Genomic DNA, 20442 nt, shown 5'->3' on the forward strand with positions numbered 1-20442 from the left:
CGGGAGCTCCCTATGTCACTTACCAAAGAAACGGTCCTTGCTGCGCTGGAGGAGGTGAAACTGCCTCAGGGTGACAGTGTTATCGACCGTAAACTGATTCATGCGCTGGCGGTCGAGGGCGGTGTGGTCCGCTTCGTGCTGGAAGGCGCGCCCGAGCCCGCGCTCGAACAGATCCGCGGCGTGCTCGAGGCGCGGTTGAAGGCGCTCGAGGGGGTCGAAAGCCTGTCGATCGTGATTCCGTCTGGCGGGAAGGGACCGCAGATCGGCGGTCATCCCAAAAAGCAATCCGGCCCGCTTCCCGTCGAGGGGGTGCGCCATGTGATTGCGGTGGGCTCGGGCAAGGGCGGCGTGGGGAAGTCGACTGTTTCCGCCAATCTGGCCGTGGCGCTGGCCAAACAGGGGGTAAAAGTCGGTCTGCTGGATGCCGATATCTATGGCCCCTCGCAGCCCCGCATGATGGGCGTCAACAAACGCCCCGCCTCGCCTGACGGCCAGACCATCCTGCCGCTCGAGGCGCATGGGGTTACGCTGATGTCGATCGGATTCATGCTGAAGGAGGATGAGGCGGTGATCTGGCGCGGACCGATGCTGATGGGCGCGCTGCAACAGATGCTGGGTCAGGTGAAATGGGACCATTACGGCCCGCTCGATGTGCTGATCATCGATCTGCCGCCGGGCACGGGCGATATTCAGTTGTCGCTATGCCAGAAGACGAAGCTCGACGGGGCGGTGATTGTGTCCACACCGCAGGACATCGCGCTTATCGATGCGCGCAAGGCGCTCGATATGTTCAAACGTCTGGAGACGCCGGTTCTCGGGATGGTCGAGAACATGTCCACCTATATCTGCCCCCAATGTGGCCATGAGGAGCATCTCTTCGGTCATGGTGGCGTCAAGGACGAGGCCACGCGGATGGGGGTGCCGCTTCTGGGTAGCCTGCCCCTGAATCTGGAGGTGCGTCTGGCCGCAGATGGCGGCATTCCGGTCGCCGTGGGCGAGAGCGCGGTGGCGGCGCCTTATGCGGAGCTTGCGGCGCAGCTTGTGGAGGTGGCGCGACTGAAAGGCTGAGCGCACCGGACCCGGTCGCAAATGGCCGGTTCCGGCGGACTACGGGAAATCACGGGATCGTCCTATGGGAATTCACGGGACGGGAAATGACGGGACAGGCCGGGCAGGTAACTGCTCGGCCGATTCTGATTCTAGGCAGGGTCATAAGAGGCCTGTTTCTGATTCGAGTATTGGGTGGTCTTTAAGCTTTGGAATGGATCGGGTAAGAACCGCCTCAATCTTTAGGGAATCGGCATAGCATCGTAAAAATTGACGTATTTTGCCTATGTTTTGCCGATTTTTCGCGTCTTGAAAGCTGCCGAAAAGAAGCAGGTTCACGGCGACTCGCGTTCCTGTGAGTTTGGTTAATTAATGGTTAATTTGCGCTAGACTCGTGGCTTTCCGGTGACATCCGTAAGGTCATCCTGGGAGAGTACGGGATTCCGTCGAATTTTTTTACCTACTACATTTAGTGGGTGATTTTATAGAAACCGCGATTTCTTACTATGGCGTTCTCTCAATGTTCCTAGAGTGTTAACTTATCCACAGAGTTACCCATGCTCGTTAACCAACTGTTAGCTAAAAACCGGTTGCCTCCCGTGAATTCCCATGGCATCCCTAACTCATCGCAAAGGCGGGAACATAGAGGCAAAAAGACCTCACGGCGAAAAGAGCAGTTTCATACAGGCACCCCCTGACGCGAAAGCAAGAGATCCGGCGCGCGAGCGAGCAGACATCCCCCAGGTGGCGCGTGCAGTCGGACAGCCCAGTCAAATGGGAACGAGGGCGGCGGATTGGGCAGTGGCAGCAGCTCAATCCGCCGTTTTCATTCAAAGGTCCTGAGGCAGGGACCGCAGGCAAGAAACCGGTCGGCTCGATGTGAACAGGGCGGACCAGCGTGGCAGGAGAGGGTTCGCAATTGGCGGGCATGTTCATCGGCGAATACACCTTCAAGGTGGACAGCAAGGGTCGCATGTCGATCCCGGCTGCATATCGCCAAGAGCTGGCCGATGGCGACCCTAACCGACCCAATCAGGATCGCCCCCGGATGGTCATCGTCTATGGGGCCGACAATCAGAAAATGCTTCAGGTCTACACGCAAAGCGCCTTCGAGGCGCTTGCTGCCGATATCGCGGCGCTCCCGCGTGGCTCCAAGCAGCGCACCATCCTGCAACGCATGGTGCTTTCCAAATCGCAACCGCTGGAAATCGATCCGGATGGCCGCATGGTCCTTCCGGCTTTTCTGCGCGAGAAGATCGACCTCGGCACCGAGGCCTATTTCGCCGGTGTGGGCGAGACCTTCGAGATCTGGAAGCCCGAAACCTTCGAGGCTGCCGATCAGGCGAATGTGGATCAATGGATCGACGAGATGGGCGATGATTTCGACCCGCTCTCGCTTCTGGGAGGCTAAGCCATGAGCGCGCCGGGCCGCCCGCATATTCCGGTTCTCCTGCGTCCTTTGCTGAAGGCCGTGGCCCCTGTCGAGGGCATCTGGATTGACGGCACCTTTGGCGCGGGTGGCTATTCGCGCGGGCTTCTGGCGGAAGGTGCGGCGCAGGTGATCGGCGTGGACCGTGATCCGCTGGTGTTCGAGATGGCCGAAAGCTGGCGCGGCGAGTATGGCGAGCGTCTCTCGCTCGTGCATGGCACTTTCTCTGAGATGGATGACTATGCCGCCGAGATCGCCCCCGAGGGGAAGGTCGATGGCGTGGTGCTCGATCTCGGGATCAGCTCAATGCAGATCGATCAGGCCGAGCGGGGCTTTTCCTTCATGCAGGACGGCCCTCTCGATATGCGCATGTCGCAGGACGGCCCGTCGGCGGCCGATCTGGTGAATACGCTGGGTGAGGAAGAGCTGGCCGATATCCTCTATCATTATGGCGAGGAGCGCGCCTCGCGCCGGATCGCCCGCAATATCCTCAAGGCCCGCGAGATCGAGCCGTTCACGACGACCAAGCAGCTGGTCGCGGTGATCGAGCGCTCCCTGCCGCGCCCCAAGCCCAACCAGTCCCATCCCGCGACCCGCAGCTTCCAGGCGCTGCGCATCGCGGTGAATGACGAATTCGGCCAGCTGATCGAAGGGCTGGAGGCGGCCGAGCGCGCGCTGAAACCCGGCGGGCTACTGGCAGTGGTCAGTTTCCACTCGCTCGAGGACCGCGTGATCAAGCGCTTCCTGCAGGCGCGTTCGGGCGGCGGCGGGCAGGGCTCGCGCCATGCACCGGTGGTCAAATCCGCGACACCGGGCTTCGACAAACCCTCGAAAGCTATCCCCCCCGATGACGAAGAGCTGGTAGAGAACCCGCGGGCACGGTCTGCCAAGCTGCGCGTCGCGCGCCGTCTTGACACGCCCGCAACCCCGGCTGACCGCACCATATTGGGCCTTCCGGCCCCCGTTCTGGACCCCGCGGCCAAGCCCGCCTCGCATAAACGGAGAGCCCGATGAGATCGCTGATCTATCTCGTAACCGCGCTTTGTGTCATGGGGCTGGCTTTCTGGGCGTATCGGGTGAACTATGACACGCAGGACAAGCGCGACGAGTTGCGTGCGCTCGACCGCGAGATCGCCTCGCTCAACGAGGGTCTGGGCGTGCTGAAGGCGGAATGGGCCTATCTCAACCGTCCTGACCGCCTGCGCGAGCTGGTGAACCTGAACTTCACCGATCTCCAGCTGCTGCCGCTACAGGCCGACCAGTTTGCGAGCGTGTCGGAAATTCCCTATCCCAATCCGGTCGAGATGGCCGATCCGGACGCACAGAAACAGCCGGATATCTTTGCTTTGAACGGGCAGGCACAAAAAGAAGGGCTCTAAGATGATCCGTATTCCGCTTCGTCCTCTGGCAAAGATCCTTCCGGCCCGTACCCGTGGCGAGAACCCCGACGCGATCGAACGCGAGAATACCCGCATCCGCTCCGAGGCTACCCGTGATCGCGCGCGCAAACGGGCCGAGGGCCGCCTTCTGGTCATGGGGCTGGCCTTTGTGGCCGTATTTACCGTTGTAGGCGTTCGGATGGGCACACTGGCTGCCTCCGAGCCCAAGGAGCCGCGCGCCGCGATCAATAACGGTATCCATGCACAGCGCGCCGATATCGTGGACCGTGAGGGCCGTGTCTTGGCCACCAATCTTGTGACCCATGCACTTTACGCCCAGCCGCCGATGATGGTGGATCCGGTGGGCACGGTCGACAAGCTGGTGAAGATCTTCCCCGATCTCGACCATGACCGGTTGATGAAGGATTTCACCGGCAGCCGTAAATTCGTCTGGATCAAGAAAAAGATCTCGCCCGAGCAGATGCAGGCCGTGCATGATATCGGCGAGCCGGGTCTGCTGTTCGGTCCGCGCGAGATGCGTCTTTATCCCAACGGGGCTGTGGCAGCCCATATCCTTGGCGGCTCGCGCTTTGGCGCCGAGGGCGTGAATTCGGCCGAGATCGTGGGGACGGCGGGCGTCGAGAAGGAATTCGACGGCTGGCTGCGTGATCCGGCCAATAATGGCGCGCCGCTGAAACTGTCGATCGATCTCACGATCCAGTCGGCGCTCGAGGAGATCCTCGATGGCGGCATGAAGCTGATGAATGCCAAGGGTGCGACCGCGATCCTGATGCAGGCCCATACCGGCCAGATCGTTGCCATGGCGAGCCTGCCCGATTTCGACCCGAACAAACGCCCGCGTCCGCTGACCACGGGCGATGCTTCCGACAGCCCGCTCTTCAACCGCGCGGTGCAGGGGCTTTACGAGCTTGGCTCGACCTTCAAGATCTTTGCCGTGGCGCAGGCGCTGCAGATGGGGCTGGTCACGCCCAACACCATCGTCGACAGCCAGTCGCCCATGCGCATCGGCCGCTTCAAGATCCGTGATTTCCACAATTACGGCGCGCATCTGTCGGTGATCGATGTCATCAAGCACAGCTCGAACGTGGGCACCGCCCATATCGTCGAGATGTTCGGCCCCGAAAAGCAGAAAGAGTTCCTTGGCAAGCTGGGCTTCCTCAAGCCCACCTCGGTCGAGCTGATCGAGGCCGAGACCGGCCAGCCGCAGCTGCCGCCGAAATGGACCGATGTCTCGGCCATGACCATCGGCTATGGTCACGGTCTGGCCGCAAGCCCGCTGCATCTGGCGGCCGCCTATGCCACCATCGCCAATCACGGCATCCGTGTGGAGCCCACGCTTCTGGCTGGGGTGAACAAGGGCCATGGCGAGCGCGTGATGAGCGATCAGGTCGCCAAGGAGGCGCTTGCCTTGATGCGCATCGTGGTGACGCGCGGCACGGCGTCTTACGGCAATGTCAAAGGCTATGAGGTGGGGGGCAAAACCGGCACTGCCGATAAGGTGAAACCCACGGGCGGCTATTATGATGACAAGGTCATCGCGACCTTCGCCGGTGTCTTCCCGATTTCCGATCCGCAATATGTATTGGTGCTGACGCTCGACGAGCCTTCTGATAATTCCGGCTCCATTCCGCGCCGCACCGCCGGCTGGACCGCTGTGCCTGTCGCCGCCGAAGTGATCCGCCGTGTGGCGCCGCTTCTGGGCCTGCGCCCGCATGCGGCTGTTGACGAGCTTGCGGGCATCAATGTCGCGAAAGACCCCAACAACAAGACTGTGGCGGATGAGTGATCCCGCTATCGCGGCGCTGCGAGCGAGCGGGGCGCCGGTGGTCGGAATTTGCCGATCGGATCCTTTGCCGCGGGGCTGATGCGTTGACCTTTTCTGCCGGCCCGCGATAAATGGGATAGACGTTCGGGGCTATGTCCCCGAGACCGTATCATGGCCCTTGTCCCGAGCGGCCGGATTTGAAACAGAAAGCCATCATCATGCCGACAGATCTGCCGCAATCGAGCCTGAACGCATTGGGTCTGACCCCCAGTTCCGGTGCGGATCGCCAGATCACGGGCCTGTCGGTAGATAGCCGTCAGGTGAAGGCAGGCCATCTGTTTGCGGCCCTTCCGGGCACCAAGGTGCATGGGGCCGAATTTGTGCCCACGGCGCTTGCCAAGGGCGCTGTGGCCATCCTGACCGACCGCGCAGGCGCCACGCAGATCCACGATGCCGTGGCACAGGCCGGGGCCGCGCTGGTTGTGGCCGAAGACCCCCGACAGGCGCTGGCCTATGCGGCGGCGCTGTTCTTCGGGGCACAGCCCGCAACGATGATCGCGGTCACCGGCACCAATGGCAAAACGAGTGTGGCCACCTTCACCCGCCAGATCTGGCAGGTTCTGGGCTATGAGGCGGCTAATATCGGCACAACCGGCGTCGAGGGGGCCTATAGCGCGCCCTCCAACCACACCACGCCCGAACCCATCACCCTGCATCGGCTTCTGGGCGATATGGCGCACGCGGGGATCACCCATGCCGCGATGGAGGCATCTTCCCACGGGCTGGCGCAGAAACGGCTCGACGGGGTGGTGCTGAAAGCTGCGGCCTTCACCAATTTCACGCAGGACCATCTCGATTACCACGCGACATTCGAGGAATATTTCGCGGCCAAGGCGGGGCTCTTTGCGCGTGTGCTGCCCGATGACGGCGTGGCGGTGATCAATATGGATGACCCGCGCGGGGCCGATATGGCCGCGATCGCCAACGGTCGTGGCCAGCGGGTGATCCGTCTGGGCCATGGCGAGGACTGCGAGATGCGGCTTCTGGGCAAGCGCCCCGATGCGTCGGGTCAGGACATCCGCTTCTCGTGGGAGGGCAAGCCGCAGATGGCGCGCCTGCCGCTGATCGGGGAGTTTCAGGCGATGAATGTGCTGACGGCGGCGGCGATGGTCATCGGCTGCGGGGCTGATCCTCTGTCGGTGGTGCAGGCGTTGCCGCATCTGAGCACGGTGCGGGGCCGGATGCAGCAGGTGGCGGTGCGCGATAATGGCGCGACCGTGTTTGTGGATTACGCCCATACTCCCGATGCGGTGGCCACGGCGCTCAAGGCGCTGCGCCCGCATGTGCTGGGCAAGATCGTGGTCATCGTGGGCGCAGGCGGCGACCGTGACCGCACCAAGCGCCCGCTGATGGGCAAGGCCGCGACCGAGCATGCCGATCTGGTCTTTGTCACCGATGACAACCCGCGCACCGAGGATCCTGCCGAGATCCGCGCTGCCGTGATGGAGGGCGCAGGCCCCACCGCCATCGAGGTGGGCGACCGCGCCGAGGCGATCCTTTTGGCGGTGAACAGGCTCGAGCCGGGCGATGCGCTGCTGATCGCGGGCAAGGGCCACGAGACGGGGCAGGTGATCGGCACCGATATCTACCCCTTTGACGATGCCGAACAGGCCTCTGTGGCCGTTGCCGCACTGGATGGGAAAATCTGATGACACTCTGGACCGCTTCCGAGATTGCCCGCGCGACGGGTGGCCGTGCCACATGCGAGGCCCAAGTTGACGGCATCTCCATCGACACCCGCTCGATCGCCAAGGGCGATCTGTTTGTGGCGTTGACGGCCGCGCGTGACGGGCATGATTTCGTGCGTCAGGCCCTCGATCAAGGCGCAGGTGCGGCTCTTGTCTCGCGCATTCCCGACGGGTGTAGCGAAGCCGATCCGCTGGTGATCGTGGACGATGTGCTGGAAGGCCTGCAGGATCTGGGTCGTGCGGGGCGGGCGCGTGCCAAGGCCAAGGTCATCGCCGTCACCGGATCGGTGGGCAAGACCTCCACCAAGGAGATGCTGCGCGAGGTGCTCAAGGGGCAGGGCAAGACCCATGCCGCCGAGGCATCCTTCAACAACCATTGGGGGGTGCCGATCACGCTGGCCCGCTTGCCGGCCGATGCCGATTTCGCGGTGATCGAGATTGGGATGAACCATCCCGGCGAGATCGCGCCGCTGGCACAGATGGCGCGTCCGCATGTGGCGATGATTACCACGGTGGCCGCGGCGCATCTGGAGGCCTTTGACGATATTTTCGGCATCGCCCGCGAGAAAGCAACGATCTTCGAGGGGCTGGAGGCAGGGGGGGCGTGTATCGTGCCGCTCGGGCTCGAGGTCTCGGATATCCTGCTGGAGGCGGCCAGGGTGGCCGGTGAGGTGATTACTTTCGGTGCGGATGCGCAGGCCGATTATCATCTGGACAAAGTGTCCATCCTTGGGGACACCACCGTGGTCGAGGCGCGGGCGCGGGGCGAGAGCCTTCTGTTCAAGGTCCAGAGCCCGGGACGGCATTTTGCGTCCAACGCGCTGGGAGTGATCGCGGCCTGTGGCGCGCTTGGTTGCGAGCAGGCGCTGATCGCGATGGATCTGGGCCGCTGGTTGCCGCCTGCGGGGCGCGGTGCGCGTGAACGGGTGCTGTTTGACGCCTTCAACCCCGAGATGGGGATCGATCTGTTCGATGACGCGTTCAACGCCAATCCAACCTCGATGGGCGTGGCCCTCGAGATGCTGGCCGCCCAAGAGCCGCAGGACGGTGTGGGCCGTGTGAAACATGGCCGTCGCGTGGCGATTCTGGGCGAGATGCTGGAGCTGGGCGCGGAAGAACTGTCGATGCATGCGGGGCTTGCGCGCCTGCCCGCGATGGCGGATGTGGATGTCGTGCATATGGTGGGCAACCGTATGGCGGCGCTGCGCGATGCGCTGCCGCGCGCCAAGCGTGGCGAATGGTATGAAAGCGCGGATGAAATGGTGGCGCGGGCGCGCCATCTGGTCGATGCGGGCGATGTCGTGCTTGTGAAAGGCTCCAAGGGCTCGAAAGTCAGTCGTGTCGTCGAGGCGCTGCGCAAACTTGGTCAGCCGGTTTCGACCGAGGTATAAAGGAAAAGACGGAATGCTCTATTGGTTGACACATCTTTCGGACGGGGGCGACTTCTTCAACCTCTTCCGCTACCTGACGTTCCGCGCGGGGGCTGCGTTCTTTACGGCGCTGGTGTTCGGCTTCCTCTTCGGGCCGACGCTGATCGACTTTCTGCGCCGCACGCAGGGCAAGGGCCAGCCGATCCGCTCCGACGGCCCCGAAGGCCATCTGGCCAAGGCGGGCACGCCCACGATGGGCGGTCTCCTGATCCTTGCCTCGATCCTGTTTTCCACGCTTCTCTGGGCGCGGCTGGATAACGGTTATGTCTGGCTCGTGCTGATGGTGACTTTCGGCTATGCGCTGATCGGCTTTGCCGATGACTATGCCAAGGTCTCCAAACAGACCACCGCGGGTGTCAGCGGGCGGGTGCGCATGGGGTTGGGCCTGTTGCTGGCGGCGATTGCCGGTATCTGGGCGGCCTGGTTGCATCCGGCGGATCTTTCGGGGCAGCTGGCCGTGCCGGTCTTCAAGAATGTGCTGATCAATCTGGGCGTGCTATTCGTGCCTTTCGCGATGCTGGTGATCGTGGGGGCGGCCAATGCGGTGAACCTGACCGACGGTCTGGACGGGCTGGCGATCATGCCTGCGATGATTGCGGCGGGCACGCTCGGTGTCATTGCCTATATCGTCGGGCGCGCGGATTTCACCTCCTATCTGGATGTGCATTATGTGCCGGGCACGGGCGAGATCCTTGTGTTCACCGCGGCACTGATCGGGGCGGGGCTCGGGTTCCTGTGGTATAACGCCCCGCCTGCGGCGGTGTTTATGGGCGATACCGGTTCGCTGGCGCTTGGCGGCGCGATTGGGGCGATCGCGGTCTGCACCAAGCACGAGATCGTTCTGGCGATCGTGGGCGGGCTCTTCGTGGTGGAAGCCATGTCGGTGATCATTCAGGTGCTCTATTTCAAGCGCACCGGCAAGCGGGTGTTCCTGATGGCGCCGATCCACCACCATTTCGAGAAGAAGGGCTGGGCCGAGAGCCAGATCGTGATCCGGTTCTGGATCATCTCGCTGATCCTCGCGCTGATCGGTCTGGCGACGCTCAAGCTGCGTTGAGGGTGAGAAGGGGGCTGTCTGCCCCCTCTTGGGCCTGGCGGCCCAATTCACCCCCGAGGATATTTGACGACAATGGAAAAGGGCGTTGTCGCCCTTTTTTGCATTCGCTAGACCTGAGCCGGGGATCGGCTTTTCGGAAGGGGCTTTGTCATGATTGCAGTGCGTGGTGTCGAAGGGCAGAAAATCGCGGTTCTGGGGCTCGGGCGGTCGGGGCTGGCCACAGCCGTGGCGCTGAAGGCGGGAGGGGCGGAGGTTCTGGCATGGGATGACAGCCCCGAGGGCCGCGCGCGGGCCGAGGAGGCGGGATATGCCTGCCGTGACCTGACAAAAGCGGGCGCGTTCGAGGATGTGGCGCTTCTGGTCGTCTCACCCGGTATTCCGCATCTCTATCCGCATCCAAATCCGGTGATCGCCGCGGCGATGGAGGCGGGTGTGCCGGTGGATAACGATATCGGGCTCTTCTATCGGTCTTGGGCGGGGCCGGACTGGGACCAGTTCGAAACCACTCCGAAGACGATCTGCGTGACCGGTTCGAACGGGAAATCGACGACGACGGCGCTGATCCATCATGTGCTGACCCATTGCGGGCGGCGGGCGCAGATGGGCGGCAATATCGGACGTGGCGTACTGGATCTGGAGCCTGCCGAGGATGGCGATGTGGTGGTGCTGGAGCTGTCAAGCTACCAGACCGATCTGGCGCGTGCGCTGACCCCCGATGTGGCGGTGTTCACCAATCTCTCGCCCGACCATCTCGACCGCCATGCGGGGATGGGGGGGTATTTTGCCGCCAAGCGCCGCCTCTTCGCCGAGGGCGGGCCGGATCGTGCGGTGATTGGCGTCGATGAGCCGGAAGGGGTCTATCTGGCCAACCAGATCGCTACCAATCGCGAGGATGACCGGCTGATCCGCATTGCCGTCTCGCGCAAGCTGGGCGATTGGGGCTGGTCGGTCTTTGCGCGTAAGGGCTTTCTGAGCGAATGGCGCAAGGGGCGGCAGGTGGCGTCCATCGATCTGCGCGAGATCAAAGGGTTGCCGGGGGCGCATAACCACCAGAATGCCTGTGCAGCCTTTGCGGCACTGCGCGCCATCGGACTGGCGCCGCGCGAGATCGAGGCGGCCTTCCATACATTTGCGGGGCTGCCCCATCGCAGCCAGCGCGTGGCCGAGAAGAAGGGCGTGGCATGGGTCAATGATTCCAAGGCGACCAATGTCGATAGTGCCTCGAAGGCCCTGCAGGCGTTCAAGAATATCCGCTGGATTGCGGGCGGGCTTGGCAAGGAGGGCGGCGTGTCCTCGCTGGCCGGTGATCTGGACCATGTAAGGAAAGCCTATTTCATCGGCCATTCGGCGCGGGACTTCGCGCTGCAACTGACCGGTCTCGAGCACGAGATCTGCGAGACGATGGAGGCGGCCGTGGCGGCTTGTGCCCGCGATGCCGAGGCTGGAGATACAGTGCTTCTGGCGCCGGCGGCGGCGAGCTTCGACCAGTATGGCAGCTTCGAGAAACGTGGCGAGCATTTCGTCGCGCTGGTGGGGCAGTTGCCCGAATAGGATTCGCCTTCACCTATCGCGAAAGGTGAATGTTTTGCGATAGGTGCAGAATTGTCCCTTCACCTGCGGGTTGTGGCGTATGCGCGCCACACCAGAGCACAGAACCGCCTGGCGACGCCGCGAAATCCCGCGAAATGCGCCGTAAATCGGCCATAGTTTAACTAGCCATACAGTATGAATTGCGTTAGCATCGGAGACAGACCCGGAAAACGGGCATTTTTTCGAGGCAGTACGGCAGTAACAGCCCATGACAGATATGGTTTTCGGCACCGCGCCTTCGCGCGTCGGTGAACCTGTACTTCCACGCTGGTGGCGCACCATTGACAAATGGGCGTTGTCCTGCGTGCTGATCCTGTTCGGGATCGGAATGCTTTTGGGGCTCGCGGCATCCGTGCCGCTGGCTGAAAAGAACGGGCTCGAGCCGTTTTACTATGTGAAACGGCAGGCGTTCTTCGGCGGGTCGGGCATCATCACGATGCTGCTCTGCTCGATGATGAGCCCGCGTCAGGTGCGCCGTATGGGCGTTCTGGCTTTCTTTGTCTGTTTTGCGGCCATTCTAGCGCTTCCGTTTGTCGGCACCGATTTCGGCAAAGGCGCGATCCGCTGGTTTTCTTTCGGCTTTGCCTCGGTCCAGCCCTCGGAATTCCTCAAACCCGCTTTCATCATCATTGCCGGCTGGTTCATGGCGGCGGCCCATGAGGTCGCAGGCCCTCCGGGACGGCTCTATTCCTTCATCCTGATGGCGATCATTGTTGTGCTTCTGGCACTGCAGCCCGATTTCGGTCAGGCCTCGCTCGTGCTCTTCTCGTGGATGGTGATGTATTTCGTGGCTGGTGCGCCGATCACGCTTCTGGCTGTGGTGGGCGGTCTGACGGCTGTCGGCGGTGTCACTGCCTATAACTTCTCGGATCACTTCGCCCGCCGGATCAACGGCTTCCTGTCGCCCGAGATCGATCCGCGCACGCAGATCGGCTATGCCACCAACGCCATCCAGGAGGGCGGCTTCTTCGGTGTGGGCGTGGGCGAGGGCACGGTGAAATGGTCGCTCCCCGATGCGCATACCGATTTCATCATCGCGGTCGCGGCAGAGGAATACGGGCTGATCCTCGTGCTGATCATCATCGCGCTCTATGCGACCGTGGTCATGCGCTCGATGCTGCGCCTGATGCGCGAGCGTGATCCTTTCACGCGGCTTGCCGGCTGCGGTCTGGCGGCGGCCTTCGGCGTGCAGGCCTTCATCAACATGGCGGTGGCCGTGCGGCTTCTGCCCTCCAAGGGGATGACGCTGCCTTTCGTGAGCTATGGTGGTTCGTCGATGATCGCCTCGGGGATTGCGGTGGGCATGTTGCTCGCGCTGACCCGTTCGCGCCCGCAGGGGCAGATTTCGGATATTCTGGCGCGCCATAATCGCGGCTGAGAGGGGATGGCATGACACAAGAGGCAGCCCCTCTTCTTCTGATCGCGGCAGGCGGGACGGGCGGGCATATGTTTCCCGCCCAAGCGCTTGCCGAGGAAATGGTGCGCAAAGGCTGGCGGGTGAAACTGTCCACCGATGCGCGGGGTGCGCGCTATGCGGGGGGCTTTCCGCATGTGGTGCAGATCGAACAGGTGAATTCGGCGACCTTCGCCCGTGGCGGCCTGCTTGCGCGGCTGATGGTGCCGTTGCGTATCCTGAGCGGCATTGCCTCCGCTGTCGGGCGGAACATGCGTGACAAGCCCGCAGCCGTTGTGGGCTTTGGCGGCTATCCGACGGTGCCCGCGCTGGCCTCGGCCTATCTTCTGGGCCTGCCGCGCGCGATCCACGAGCAGAATGGCGTCATGGGCAAGGTGAACCGCAAATTCGCGCCCAAGGTCGGGGCGGTGGCCTGTGGCACATGGCCAACCGACCTGCCCGCAGGGGTGCGCGGCGTCCATACCGGCAATCCGGTGCGCGGGGCCGTTCTGGAACGTGCGGGGGCACCCTATATCGTGCCGGGCGATTACCCGATGTCGCTCCTGGTGATGGGCGGCAGCCAAGGCGCGCGCATCCTGTCGGATGTGGTGCCTGCGGCGCTGGCGCTTCTGTCGCCCGAGATGCGGCGCAATCTGCGTGTGGCCCATCAGGCCCGTCCCGAGGATCTCGACCGTGTGGTTGCGGCCTATAGCGAGGCGGGGATCGTGGCCGAGGTGCAATCCTTCTTCAACGATGTGCCGCGCCGCTTGACCGAGGCGCAGCTGGTGATCTCGCGCTCGGGGGCCTCCTCGGTCGCCGATATCGCGGTGGTCGGGCGTCCGGCGATTCTGGTGCCCTTTGCGGCCGCAGCCGGGGACCACCAGAGCGCCAATGCCAAGGGCCTCGCCGCGACCGGTGGCGCGATCGTGATCCCCGAGAGCCGCCTGACCCCCGAGGCGCTGGCCGAGCAGGTGGGTCTGGTGCTTGCAAATCCCGACGGTGCCCTGCAGATGGCGCGCGCAAGCCAGAGCTACGGCATTACCGATGCCACCGACCGGCTTGTGGAGATGGTCGAACAACTAACAGGAGGCGCGCGATGAACGCGACGAAGCTGCCCGGTGAACTCGGGCCGATCCATTTTATCGGCATGGGCGGGATCGGGATGTCCGGCATTGCCGAGGTGCTCTTGACCCAAGGGTTCACGGTGCAGGGCTCGGATGCGAAAGCCTCCAAGATCACCGACCGTCTGGAAGAGCTGGGGGCGACCTTCTTCGAGGGCCAGCGCGCCGAGAATATCGGGAATGCGGGTGTTGTGGTGATGTCCTCGGCCATCAAGCCGGGCAATCCCGAGCTGGAAGAGGCGCGCAAGCGCGGCCTACCGGTGGTGCGCCGCGCCGAGATGCTGGCCGAACTGATGCGCCTGCGTTCCAATATCGCCATCGGGGGCACACATGGGAAGACGACCACCACGACCATGGTGGCGACCCTGCTGGATCGGGGGAATTTCGACCCGACCGTTATCAATGGCGGCGTGATCCATGCCTATGGCTCCAATGCGCGGGCGGGCGAGGGCGAGTGGATGGTGGTCGAGGCCGACGAATCCGACGGCTCGTTCAACCGCCTGCCGGCAACGATTGCCATCGTCACCAATATCGATCCCGAGCATATGGAGCATTGGGGCAGCTTTGATGCGCTGCGCAAGGGCTTCTATGATTTCGTGTCGAACATCCCCTTCTACGGTCTGGCCGTGTGCTGCACCGACCATCCCGAGGTGCAGACGCTGGTCGGCAAGCTGACCGACCGTCGCGTGACGACCTTCGGCTTCAACGCGCAGGCCGATGTGCGCGCGCTGAACCTGCGCTACGAGCGCGGGATCGCACAGTTCGACATTGCCCTTCAGGGCGAGGAGCATGACGAGAACGATCGTCCGAAGCTGATCGAGGGCTGCACCCTCCCGATGCCCGGTGACCATAACGTCTCGAACGCGCTGGCCGCTGTGGCAGTCGCCCGCCATCTGGGGATGAAGCGTGACGAGATCCGTGATGCACTGGCCAATTTCAAGGGTGTGAACCGCCGCTTCACCAAAGTGGGCGAGGTCCTTGGCGGGGTCGCGATCATCGACGATTACGGTCACCATCCTGTTGAAATCGCAGCCGTTCTGAAGGCCGCGCGTCAGGCGGTCTCGGGCTCGCCCGGGGCGCGGGTGATCGCCGTGCACCAGCCGCACCGCTATTCGCGCCTGCATTCGCTCTTCGATGATTTCTGCACCTGTTTCAACGAGGCCGACGTGGTCGCCATCGCCGAGGTCTATTCGGCAGGTGAGGACCCGATCGAGGGCGCGACCCGCGAGGATCTGGTGGCCGGTCTGATCCAGCACGGCCACCGCCATGCCCGCGCCATCCTGTCGGAGGACGATCTGGCGCGGCTCGTGCGTGAACAGGCCCGTCCGGGCGATATCGTGGTCTGTCTGGGCGCGGGCACGATCTCGACATGGGCCAACGGGCTCCCCGCCAAGCTGGGCGCCTGAGAAGATCGGGGCGCTCGTTCAGACGGTGCGCCCGCATGTCATGCCAACCTCGTGAAGGGGGTGGGCTGGTAACGAGTAGAGGGCAAGCCGCCGGATTTGTGTGGCTTGTCCGTTGGATGGCAGAGACGTTCTCTGTCTCCGGACGATGCCGGTCTGTCCGCCGGAGCGGCATCGGACTGGGCCGGTCCCCTCGCGGGCCGGCCATTTCTTTCGAACCGCCCGTGTGATGGGCAGAGGAGCCATGCGCATGTCGCTTTCCCTTAGTCTTGCCTGCCTTTGGGTGGTCCTGGCCTCTGTCGCGGCGATGGGGCCGCAGCGCTGGCACTGGATGGCGGCATGGGCGCTGATTGCGACCGGCGTTCCCATTCTGGGCGGGGTTACCTATCAGCAGGGGCCGATCTGGGGGCTGGTTGTGCTGGCGGCGGGGATGTCGGTGCTGCGCTGGCCGTTGCGGCGGCTGATCCAGCGTCTTCATGCCGATGGACGCCTGCGCGACGAGCGTCAGGACGCCTGATCGCCCTTGTGCGCCTGCTGCAACCTGTCTTGGCCCTTGCTGTGCTCGGGTGGCTTCGCTAGGAAGCCTCTATGACCGATATGCTTTCTCCTTCCACCTATCAGCCGCGCGGCGCACTTGGCGCAGGGCGTGCTTTGTCCGATCTGACATGGCTGCGTGTGGGCGGCCCCGCGGACTGGTTCTTCCAGCCCGCCGATGCACAGGATCTGGCGGCGTTTCTCGCGGGGCTTCCCGAGAATATCGCCGTTTTCCCGATGGGGGTGGGCTCCAACCTCATCGTGCGTGATGGCGGCTTGCGCGCGGTGGTCATCCGGCTGGGGCGGGGTTTCAACGCCATTACATTCGAGGGCAACAGGGTGACGGCAGGGGCTGCGGCGCTCGATGCGCATGTGGCGCGCAAGGCGGCAGCCGAGGGGCTGGATCTGACCTTCCTGCGCACGATCCCGGGTTCGGTTGGTGGTGCCGTGCGGATGAATGCGGGCTGCTATGGCACCTATGTGGCCGATCACCTCGTGGAAATCGGCGTGGTGACGCGGACGGGCGCGGTCCGCACGATCAAGGCGACAGATCTCGGTCTGGCATATCGCCAGAGCGATCTGCCCGAAGGCTGGGTCATCACCCATGCCGTGTTCGAGGCCGCGTCGGGCGATCCGGTGGAACTGGAGGCGCGGATGGCGGACCAGCTGGCCAAACGCGATGCCTCCCAGCCAACAAAAGAGCGTAGCGCGGGCTCGACCTTCCGCAATCCGGCCGGTTTCAGCTCGACCGGGCGCGCCGATGACGTGCATGACCTTAAGGCATGGAAGGTGATCGACGATGCCGGAATGCGCGGCGCGCGTCTGGGCGGGGCGCAGATGTCGGAGATGCATTCCAACTTCCTGATCAATGCGGGAGGGGCAACGGCCGCCGATCTGGAAGGGCTGGGAGAGGAAGTCCGCAAAAAAGTTTTGCTCAATAGCGGAATTGAGCTACAATGGGAAATCATGCGCGTCGGAGAGAGATAAGGTCCGCCAAAGGACCGTCTTCTGGCAGTGACCGGCGGGCTTAACCAAAATACATAAACGGGGAAAACCCCGACGAGGCAAATGATGGCGGGTAAGTCGAGCAGGACGACCCAGCTTGTGGCGGTATTGATGGGAGGGGCATCGGCGGAACGCGATGTGTCGCTTTCGTCCGGGCGTGAATGCGCTATCGCCTTGCGGGCTGCGGGATATGAGGTGATCGAGGTCGATGCGGGCCCCGATCTGGCGCAGCGTCTCACCGAGATCAAGCCGGATGTCGTCTTCAACGCGCTGCATGGCCGTTGGGGCGAGGATGGCTGTGTGCAGGGCATGCTGGAATGGCTGCGTATCCCCTATACCCATTCGGGCGTGCTGGCTTCGGCCATGTCGATGGACAAGGACCGGTCCAAGACTGCCTACCGTCAGGCAGGTCTGCCGGTGGTCGAGAGCGTGATCGCGCCGCGCGACGAGGTGCGCAGCCGACATTTCCTGCCGCCCCCCTATGTGGTCAAACCCAATAACGAGGGCTCCTCGGTCGGCGTCTATATCGTCAACGAGGCGGCCAACAGCCCGCCGCAGCTGTCGGATGATATGCCCGAGAGCGTCATGGTCGAGACCTATGTGCCCGGGCGCGAGCTGACCTGTGCCGTGATGGAGGATCGCGCCTTCTGCGTGACCGAGATCGTCACCACCGGCTGGTATGACTATCACGCGAAATATTCGACCGGAGGATCGCGCCATATTTGCCCCGCCGAGATCCCCGAGGAGATCGCGAGAGCCTGTCAGGACTATGCGCTGCGTGCGCATGTGGCGCTTGGCTGCCGGGGCATCTCGCGCACCGATTTCCGCTGGGATGACAGCCGTGGGCTTGCGGGGCTGTTCCTGCTGGAGACCAATAACCAGCCCGGTATGACGCCGACCTCGCTCGTGCCCGAGCAGGCGCTGGAGGCGGGGATCGATTTCCCTGCGCTCTGCCGCTGGATCGTGGAGGATGCCTCATGCGGAAGATGAAGGCATCGCGCCTTCCCGAGGAGGGGAAATGGGCTGGCACCCATGCTGTTGGAGGTGTAGCGCGCGCCCAGCAGGGCCAGCTCTATGTCCGCCGGTCCTCGCGCCGCAAGGACCCCGCGCCCTCGCGGCTCGCTTTCCGGCTGCATCGGCTGTGGCTGACGCCCATCGTGCGGTCGCTGACGCGGATCGGGGTGCCCACCTTTATCGTGGTGCTGGGGCTCGGGATCTATTTCGGCGATGCGGGGCGGCGGGCGGATATGCTGCAGGCCTTCGATGACATCAAGACCTCGATCCAGAACCGTCCGCAGTTCATGGTCAATTCGCTGAAGGTCGAGGGCGCGAGCCCCGAGGTCGAGCAAGCGGTCTATACGATGCTGCCCACGGGGCTTCCGGTCTCGTCCTTCAAGATCGATCTGGGCCAGTATCGCGACACGATCATGCGGCTCGACGCGGTGGCTGATGCCTCGATCAGCATCAAATCCGGCGGTGTGCTGGATGTGGTCGTGACCGAGCGCAATCCGGTCATGCTGTGGCGGACGGCGAGCGGGCTGGAGATGCTCGATGCGACCGGCCATCGGGTGGCGACGCTTCTGGACCGTTCCGCGCGCTCCGATCTGCCGCTGATCGCCGGCCGCGGGGCCAACAAGGCAGTGCCCGAGGCGCTTTCAATCCTGAAGGCGATGGGCCCGCTGTTGCCCAAGGCGCGCGGGCTGATCCGTGTGGGGCAGCGTCGCTGGGACATCGCGCTCGAGAATGACCGGCGCGTGATGTTGCCGCAGGAGCAGCCCGTGGCCGCCGTCGAGCGCCTTCTGGCGATGAATACCGCCGAAGATGTGCTTGCGCGTGACTTTACGGTGATCGACCTCCGTGACAAGGGTCGTCCGACGATCCGCCTGACGCCCCACGCGATGGAAAGCTATCGCGCTATCGCTCATAACTACTGAGCCCATAAGACCGAGACCTGACGTATGCCCGAATTCTACCAAGCCCAGAGAGCGATGCGCAGTATGCGCAAGGCCGCGATGCAGCGCGGTGTCGTGGCGCTGTTGGATATCGGCACCTCGAAGATCGTCTGTCTGGTGCTGAAGGTCGAGAGCACGAACGGGCTGGAGCAGGTCGAGGGGGCGGCGCCGCTTGCGGGTCAGTCCTCCTTCAAGGTGATCGGGGCCGCTACGACACGGTCGCGCGGGGTGCGCTTTGGCGAGATCGATACGATGGCACAGACCGAGCGTGCGATCCGCACGGTGGTGCAGGCCGCGCAGAAGAAGGCCGCGATCCGTGTCGATCATGTGATTGCCTGTTTCGCCGGCGGCGAGCCGCGCAGCTACGGGCTGACGGGGCAGGTCGAGATTGCCGGAGATCAGGTGACAGGGCAGGATGTAGGCCGTGTGCTGGCCGCGTGTGATGTGCCCGATTTCGGGGCGGGGCGCGAGGTGCTGCATGCCCAGCCGGTAAATTTCGCGCTCGACCACCGCTCGGGCCTGTCGGACCCGCGCGGCCATGCAGGGCGCAAGCTGGCCACCGATATGCATCTGCTGACGGTGGATGGGTTCGTGCTCCAGAACCTCGTGAACGCGATCCGGCGCTGCGATCTGGAACTGGCGGGGGTGGCCAGCTCGGCCTATGTGTCGGGCGTTGCCTCGCTGGTGGAGGACGAGCAGGAGCTGGGCGCGGCCTGTATCGATCTGGGCGGCGGCGCGTCGGGGCTGTCGATCTTTATGAAGAAACATATGATCTATGCCGATGCGGTGCGCATGGGGGGCGATCACATCACCTCCGATATCTCGGCGGGGCTGCAGGTTTCGGGACAGTTGGCCGAACGTCTCAAGACGGTGCATGGCGGGGTTCACGCGACCTCGATGGATGACCGCGAGATGATCGAGCTGGCGGCCAATTCGGGGGATTGGGAAAAAGACAGCCGCACCGCCACGCGTGCGGAACTGATCGGGATCATCCGTCCGCGTGTCGAAGAGATCTTCGAGGAGATCAAGGCGCGACTGGATGTGGCGGGCTTCTCGCATATGCCGAGCCAGCAGATCGTGCTGACGGGCGGCACGAGCCAGCTGCCCGGTATCGACGGCATGGCCGCGCGAATCCTTGGCCATAGCGTGCGTCTCGGACGGCCCTTGCGCGTGCAGGGCCTGCCACAGCAGGCCACATCGGCGGGTTTTAGCGCAATTGTCGGCCTCGCTCTGCATGCGACCAATCCACAGGATGAGTGGTGGGATTTCGAGATCCCCGTCGACCGGATGGGCGGGCGCAGTCTGCGGCGTGCCTTCCGCTGGTTCAAGGATAACTGGTAAGCGCCAGCGACTTGGGATGCGAAGTTAAAGTTAACGTAGCGGATATGGCGTCGAAAACCATGGTTTTCGGGGGTGAATTCGTAGCGTCCACAAGATGCTGGGAATTGCGCGAAATACCGCTGAGTATGGCGTTAACTTGGCTAGATTTTGTGTTTTAACTATGTTTTTCGCGTGACGGCGCGCCGATTTCTGGTAAATTAGCGGTAATTATTCAAACGGCCGGGACA

The 20442-nt window shown here is 63.3% G+C and carries 17 protein-coding genes; all 17 read left to right on the forward strand.

The window, feature by feature from the left end:
- The first annotated feature begins 12 nt into the window (after window positions 1-12).
- Complete coding sequence (locus WDB91_RS08275; protein WP_339112102.1) at window positions 13-1068, forward strand: Mrp/NBP35 family ATP-binding protein; 1056 nt, start codon at window positions 13-15, stop codon at window positions 1066-1068.
- 877 nt (window positions 1069-1945) lie between these two features.
- A complete protein-coding gene (gene mraZ / locus WDB91_RS08280; RefSeq protein ID WP_339112103.1) occupies window positions 1946-2458 on the forward strand; it encodes a division/cell wall cluster transcriptional repressor MraZ in 513 nt (170 codons plus the stop codon).
- 3 nt (window positions 2459-2461) lie between these two features.
- The gene (gene rsmH / locus WDB91_RS08285) at window positions 2462-3490 is read left to right on the forward strand and encodes a 16S rRNA (cytosine(1402)-N(4))-methyltransferase RsmH (RefSeq protein WP_339112104.1); all 1029 of its coding nucleotides are present in this window, start codon (window positions 2462-2464) and stop codon (window positions 3488-3490) included.
- On the forward strand, window positions 3487-3855 hold the full coding sequence (locus WDB91_RS08290; protein WP_339112105.1) for a cell division protein FtsL: 369 nt from the start codon (window positions 3487-3489) through the stop codon (window positions 3853-3855). Before rsmH ends, WDB91_RS08290 begins: the two co-directional genes overlap by 4 nt.
- 1 nt (window position 3856) lies before the next feature.
- The gene (locus WDB91_RS08295) at window positions 3857-5662 is read left to right on the forward strand and encodes a penicillin-binding protein 2 (RefSeq protein ID WP_339112106.1); all 1806 of its coding nucleotides are present in this window, start codon (window positions 3857-3859) and stop codon (window positions 5660-5662) included.
- 197 nt (window positions 5663-5859) lie between these two features.
- Complete coding sequence (locus WDB91_RS08300) at window positions 5860-7350, forward strand: UDP-N-acetylmuramoyl-L-alanyl-D-glutamate--2,6-diaminopimelate ligase (RefSeq protein ID WP_339112107.1); 1491 nt, start codon at window positions 5860-5862, stop codon at window positions 7348-7350.
- On the forward strand, window positions 7347-8780 hold the full coding sequence (gene murF / locus WDB91_RS08305; protein WP_339114481.1) for a UDP-N-acetylmuramoyl-tripeptide--D-alanyl-D-alanine ligase: 1434 nt from the start codon (window positions 7347-7349) through the stop codon (window positions 8778-8780). Before WDB91_RS08300 ends, murF begins: the two co-directional genes overlap by 4 nt.
- Before the next feature lie 13 nt (window positions 8781-8793).
- Window positions 8794-9876 carry a phospho-N-acetylmuramoyl-pentapeptide-transferase gene (gene mraY, locus WDB91_RS08310; protein WP_339112108.1) on the forward strand — a complete coding sequence of 361 codons (1083 nt, stop codon included), beginning with the start codon at window positions 8794-8796 and terminating at the stop codon, window positions 9874-9876.
- A gap of 150 nt (window positions 9877-10026) precedes the next feature.
- Window positions 10027-11427 carry a UDP-N-acetylmuramoyl-L-alanine--D-glutamate ligase gene (gene murD / locus WDB91_RS08315; protein WP_339112109.1) on the forward strand — a complete coding sequence of 467 codons (1401 nt, stop codon included), beginning with the start codon at window positions 10027-10029 and terminating at the stop codon, window positions 11425-11427.
- Window positions 11428-11674: 247 nt separating this feature from the next.
- Entirely contained in the window at window positions 11675-12844 is a 1170-nt protein-coding gene (gene ftsW / locus WDB91_RS08320) for a putative lipid II flippase FtsW (RefSeq protein WP_339112110.1), read from the forward strand.
- A gap of 11 nt (window positions 12845-12855) precedes the next feature.
- Entirely contained in the window at window positions 12856-13959 is a 1104-nt protein-coding gene (locus tag WDB91_RS08325) for a UDP-N-acetylglucosamine--N-acetylmuramyl-(pentapeptide) pyrophosphoryl-undecaprenol N-acetylglucosamine transferase (protein ID WP_339112111.1), read from the forward strand.
- On the forward strand, window positions 13956-15386 hold the full coding sequence (murC, locus tag WDB91_RS08330; RefSeq protein ID WP_339112112.1) for a UDP-N-acetylmuramate--L-alanine ligase: 1431 nt from the start codon (window positions 13956-13958) through the stop codon (window positions 15384-15386). The genes WDB91_RS08325 and murC overlap by 4 nt, the downstream gene beginning before the upstream one ends.
- 247 nt (window positions 15387-15633) lie before the next feature.
- Window positions 15634-15900 (forward strand): DUF2484 family protein, encoded by a 267-nt coding sequence (locus WDB91_RS08335; RefSeq protein WP_339112113.1) that lies wholly within the window; start codon window positions 15634-15636, stop codon window positions 15898-15900.
- 71 nt (window positions 15901-15971) lie between these two features.
- Window positions 15972-16904 (forward strand): UDP-N-acetylmuramate dehydrogenase, encoded by a 933-nt coding sequence (murB, locus tag WDB91_RS08340; RefSeq protein WP_339112114.1) that lies wholly within the window; start codon window positions 15972-15974, stop codon window positions 16902-16904.
- An 84-nt stretch (window positions 16905-16988) separates the two neighbouring features.
- The gene (locus WDB91_RS08345; protein WP_339114482.1) at window positions 16989-17912 is read left to right on the forward strand and encodes a D-alanine--D-alanine ligase; all 924 of its coding nucleotides are present in this window, start codon (window positions 16989-16991) and stop codon (window positions 17910-17912) included.
- Window positions 17900-18856 carry a cell division protein FtsQ/DivIB gene (locus WDB91_RS08350; protein ID WP_339112115.1) on the forward strand — a complete coding sequence of 319 codons (957 nt, stop codon included), beginning with the start codon at window positions 17900-17902 and terminating at the stop codon, window positions 18854-18856. Before WDB91_RS08345 ends, WDB91_RS08350 begins: the two co-directional genes overlap by 13 nt.
- A gap of 24 nt (window positions 18857-18880) precedes the next feature.
- Window positions 18881-20215, forward strand: a complete 1335-nt coding sequence (gene ftsA / locus WDB91_RS08355; protein ID WP_339112116.1) for a cell division protein FtsA — start codon at window positions 18881-18883, stop codon at window positions 20213-20215.
- Window positions 20216-20442 lie beyond the last annotated feature (227 nt).

This window comes from Thioclava sp. GXIMD2076 (genome assembly GCF_037949795.1).
Classification (GTDB): domain Bacteria; phylum Pseudomonadota; class Alphaproteobacteria; order Rhodobacterales; family Rhodobacteraceae; genus Thioclava; species Thioclava kandeliae.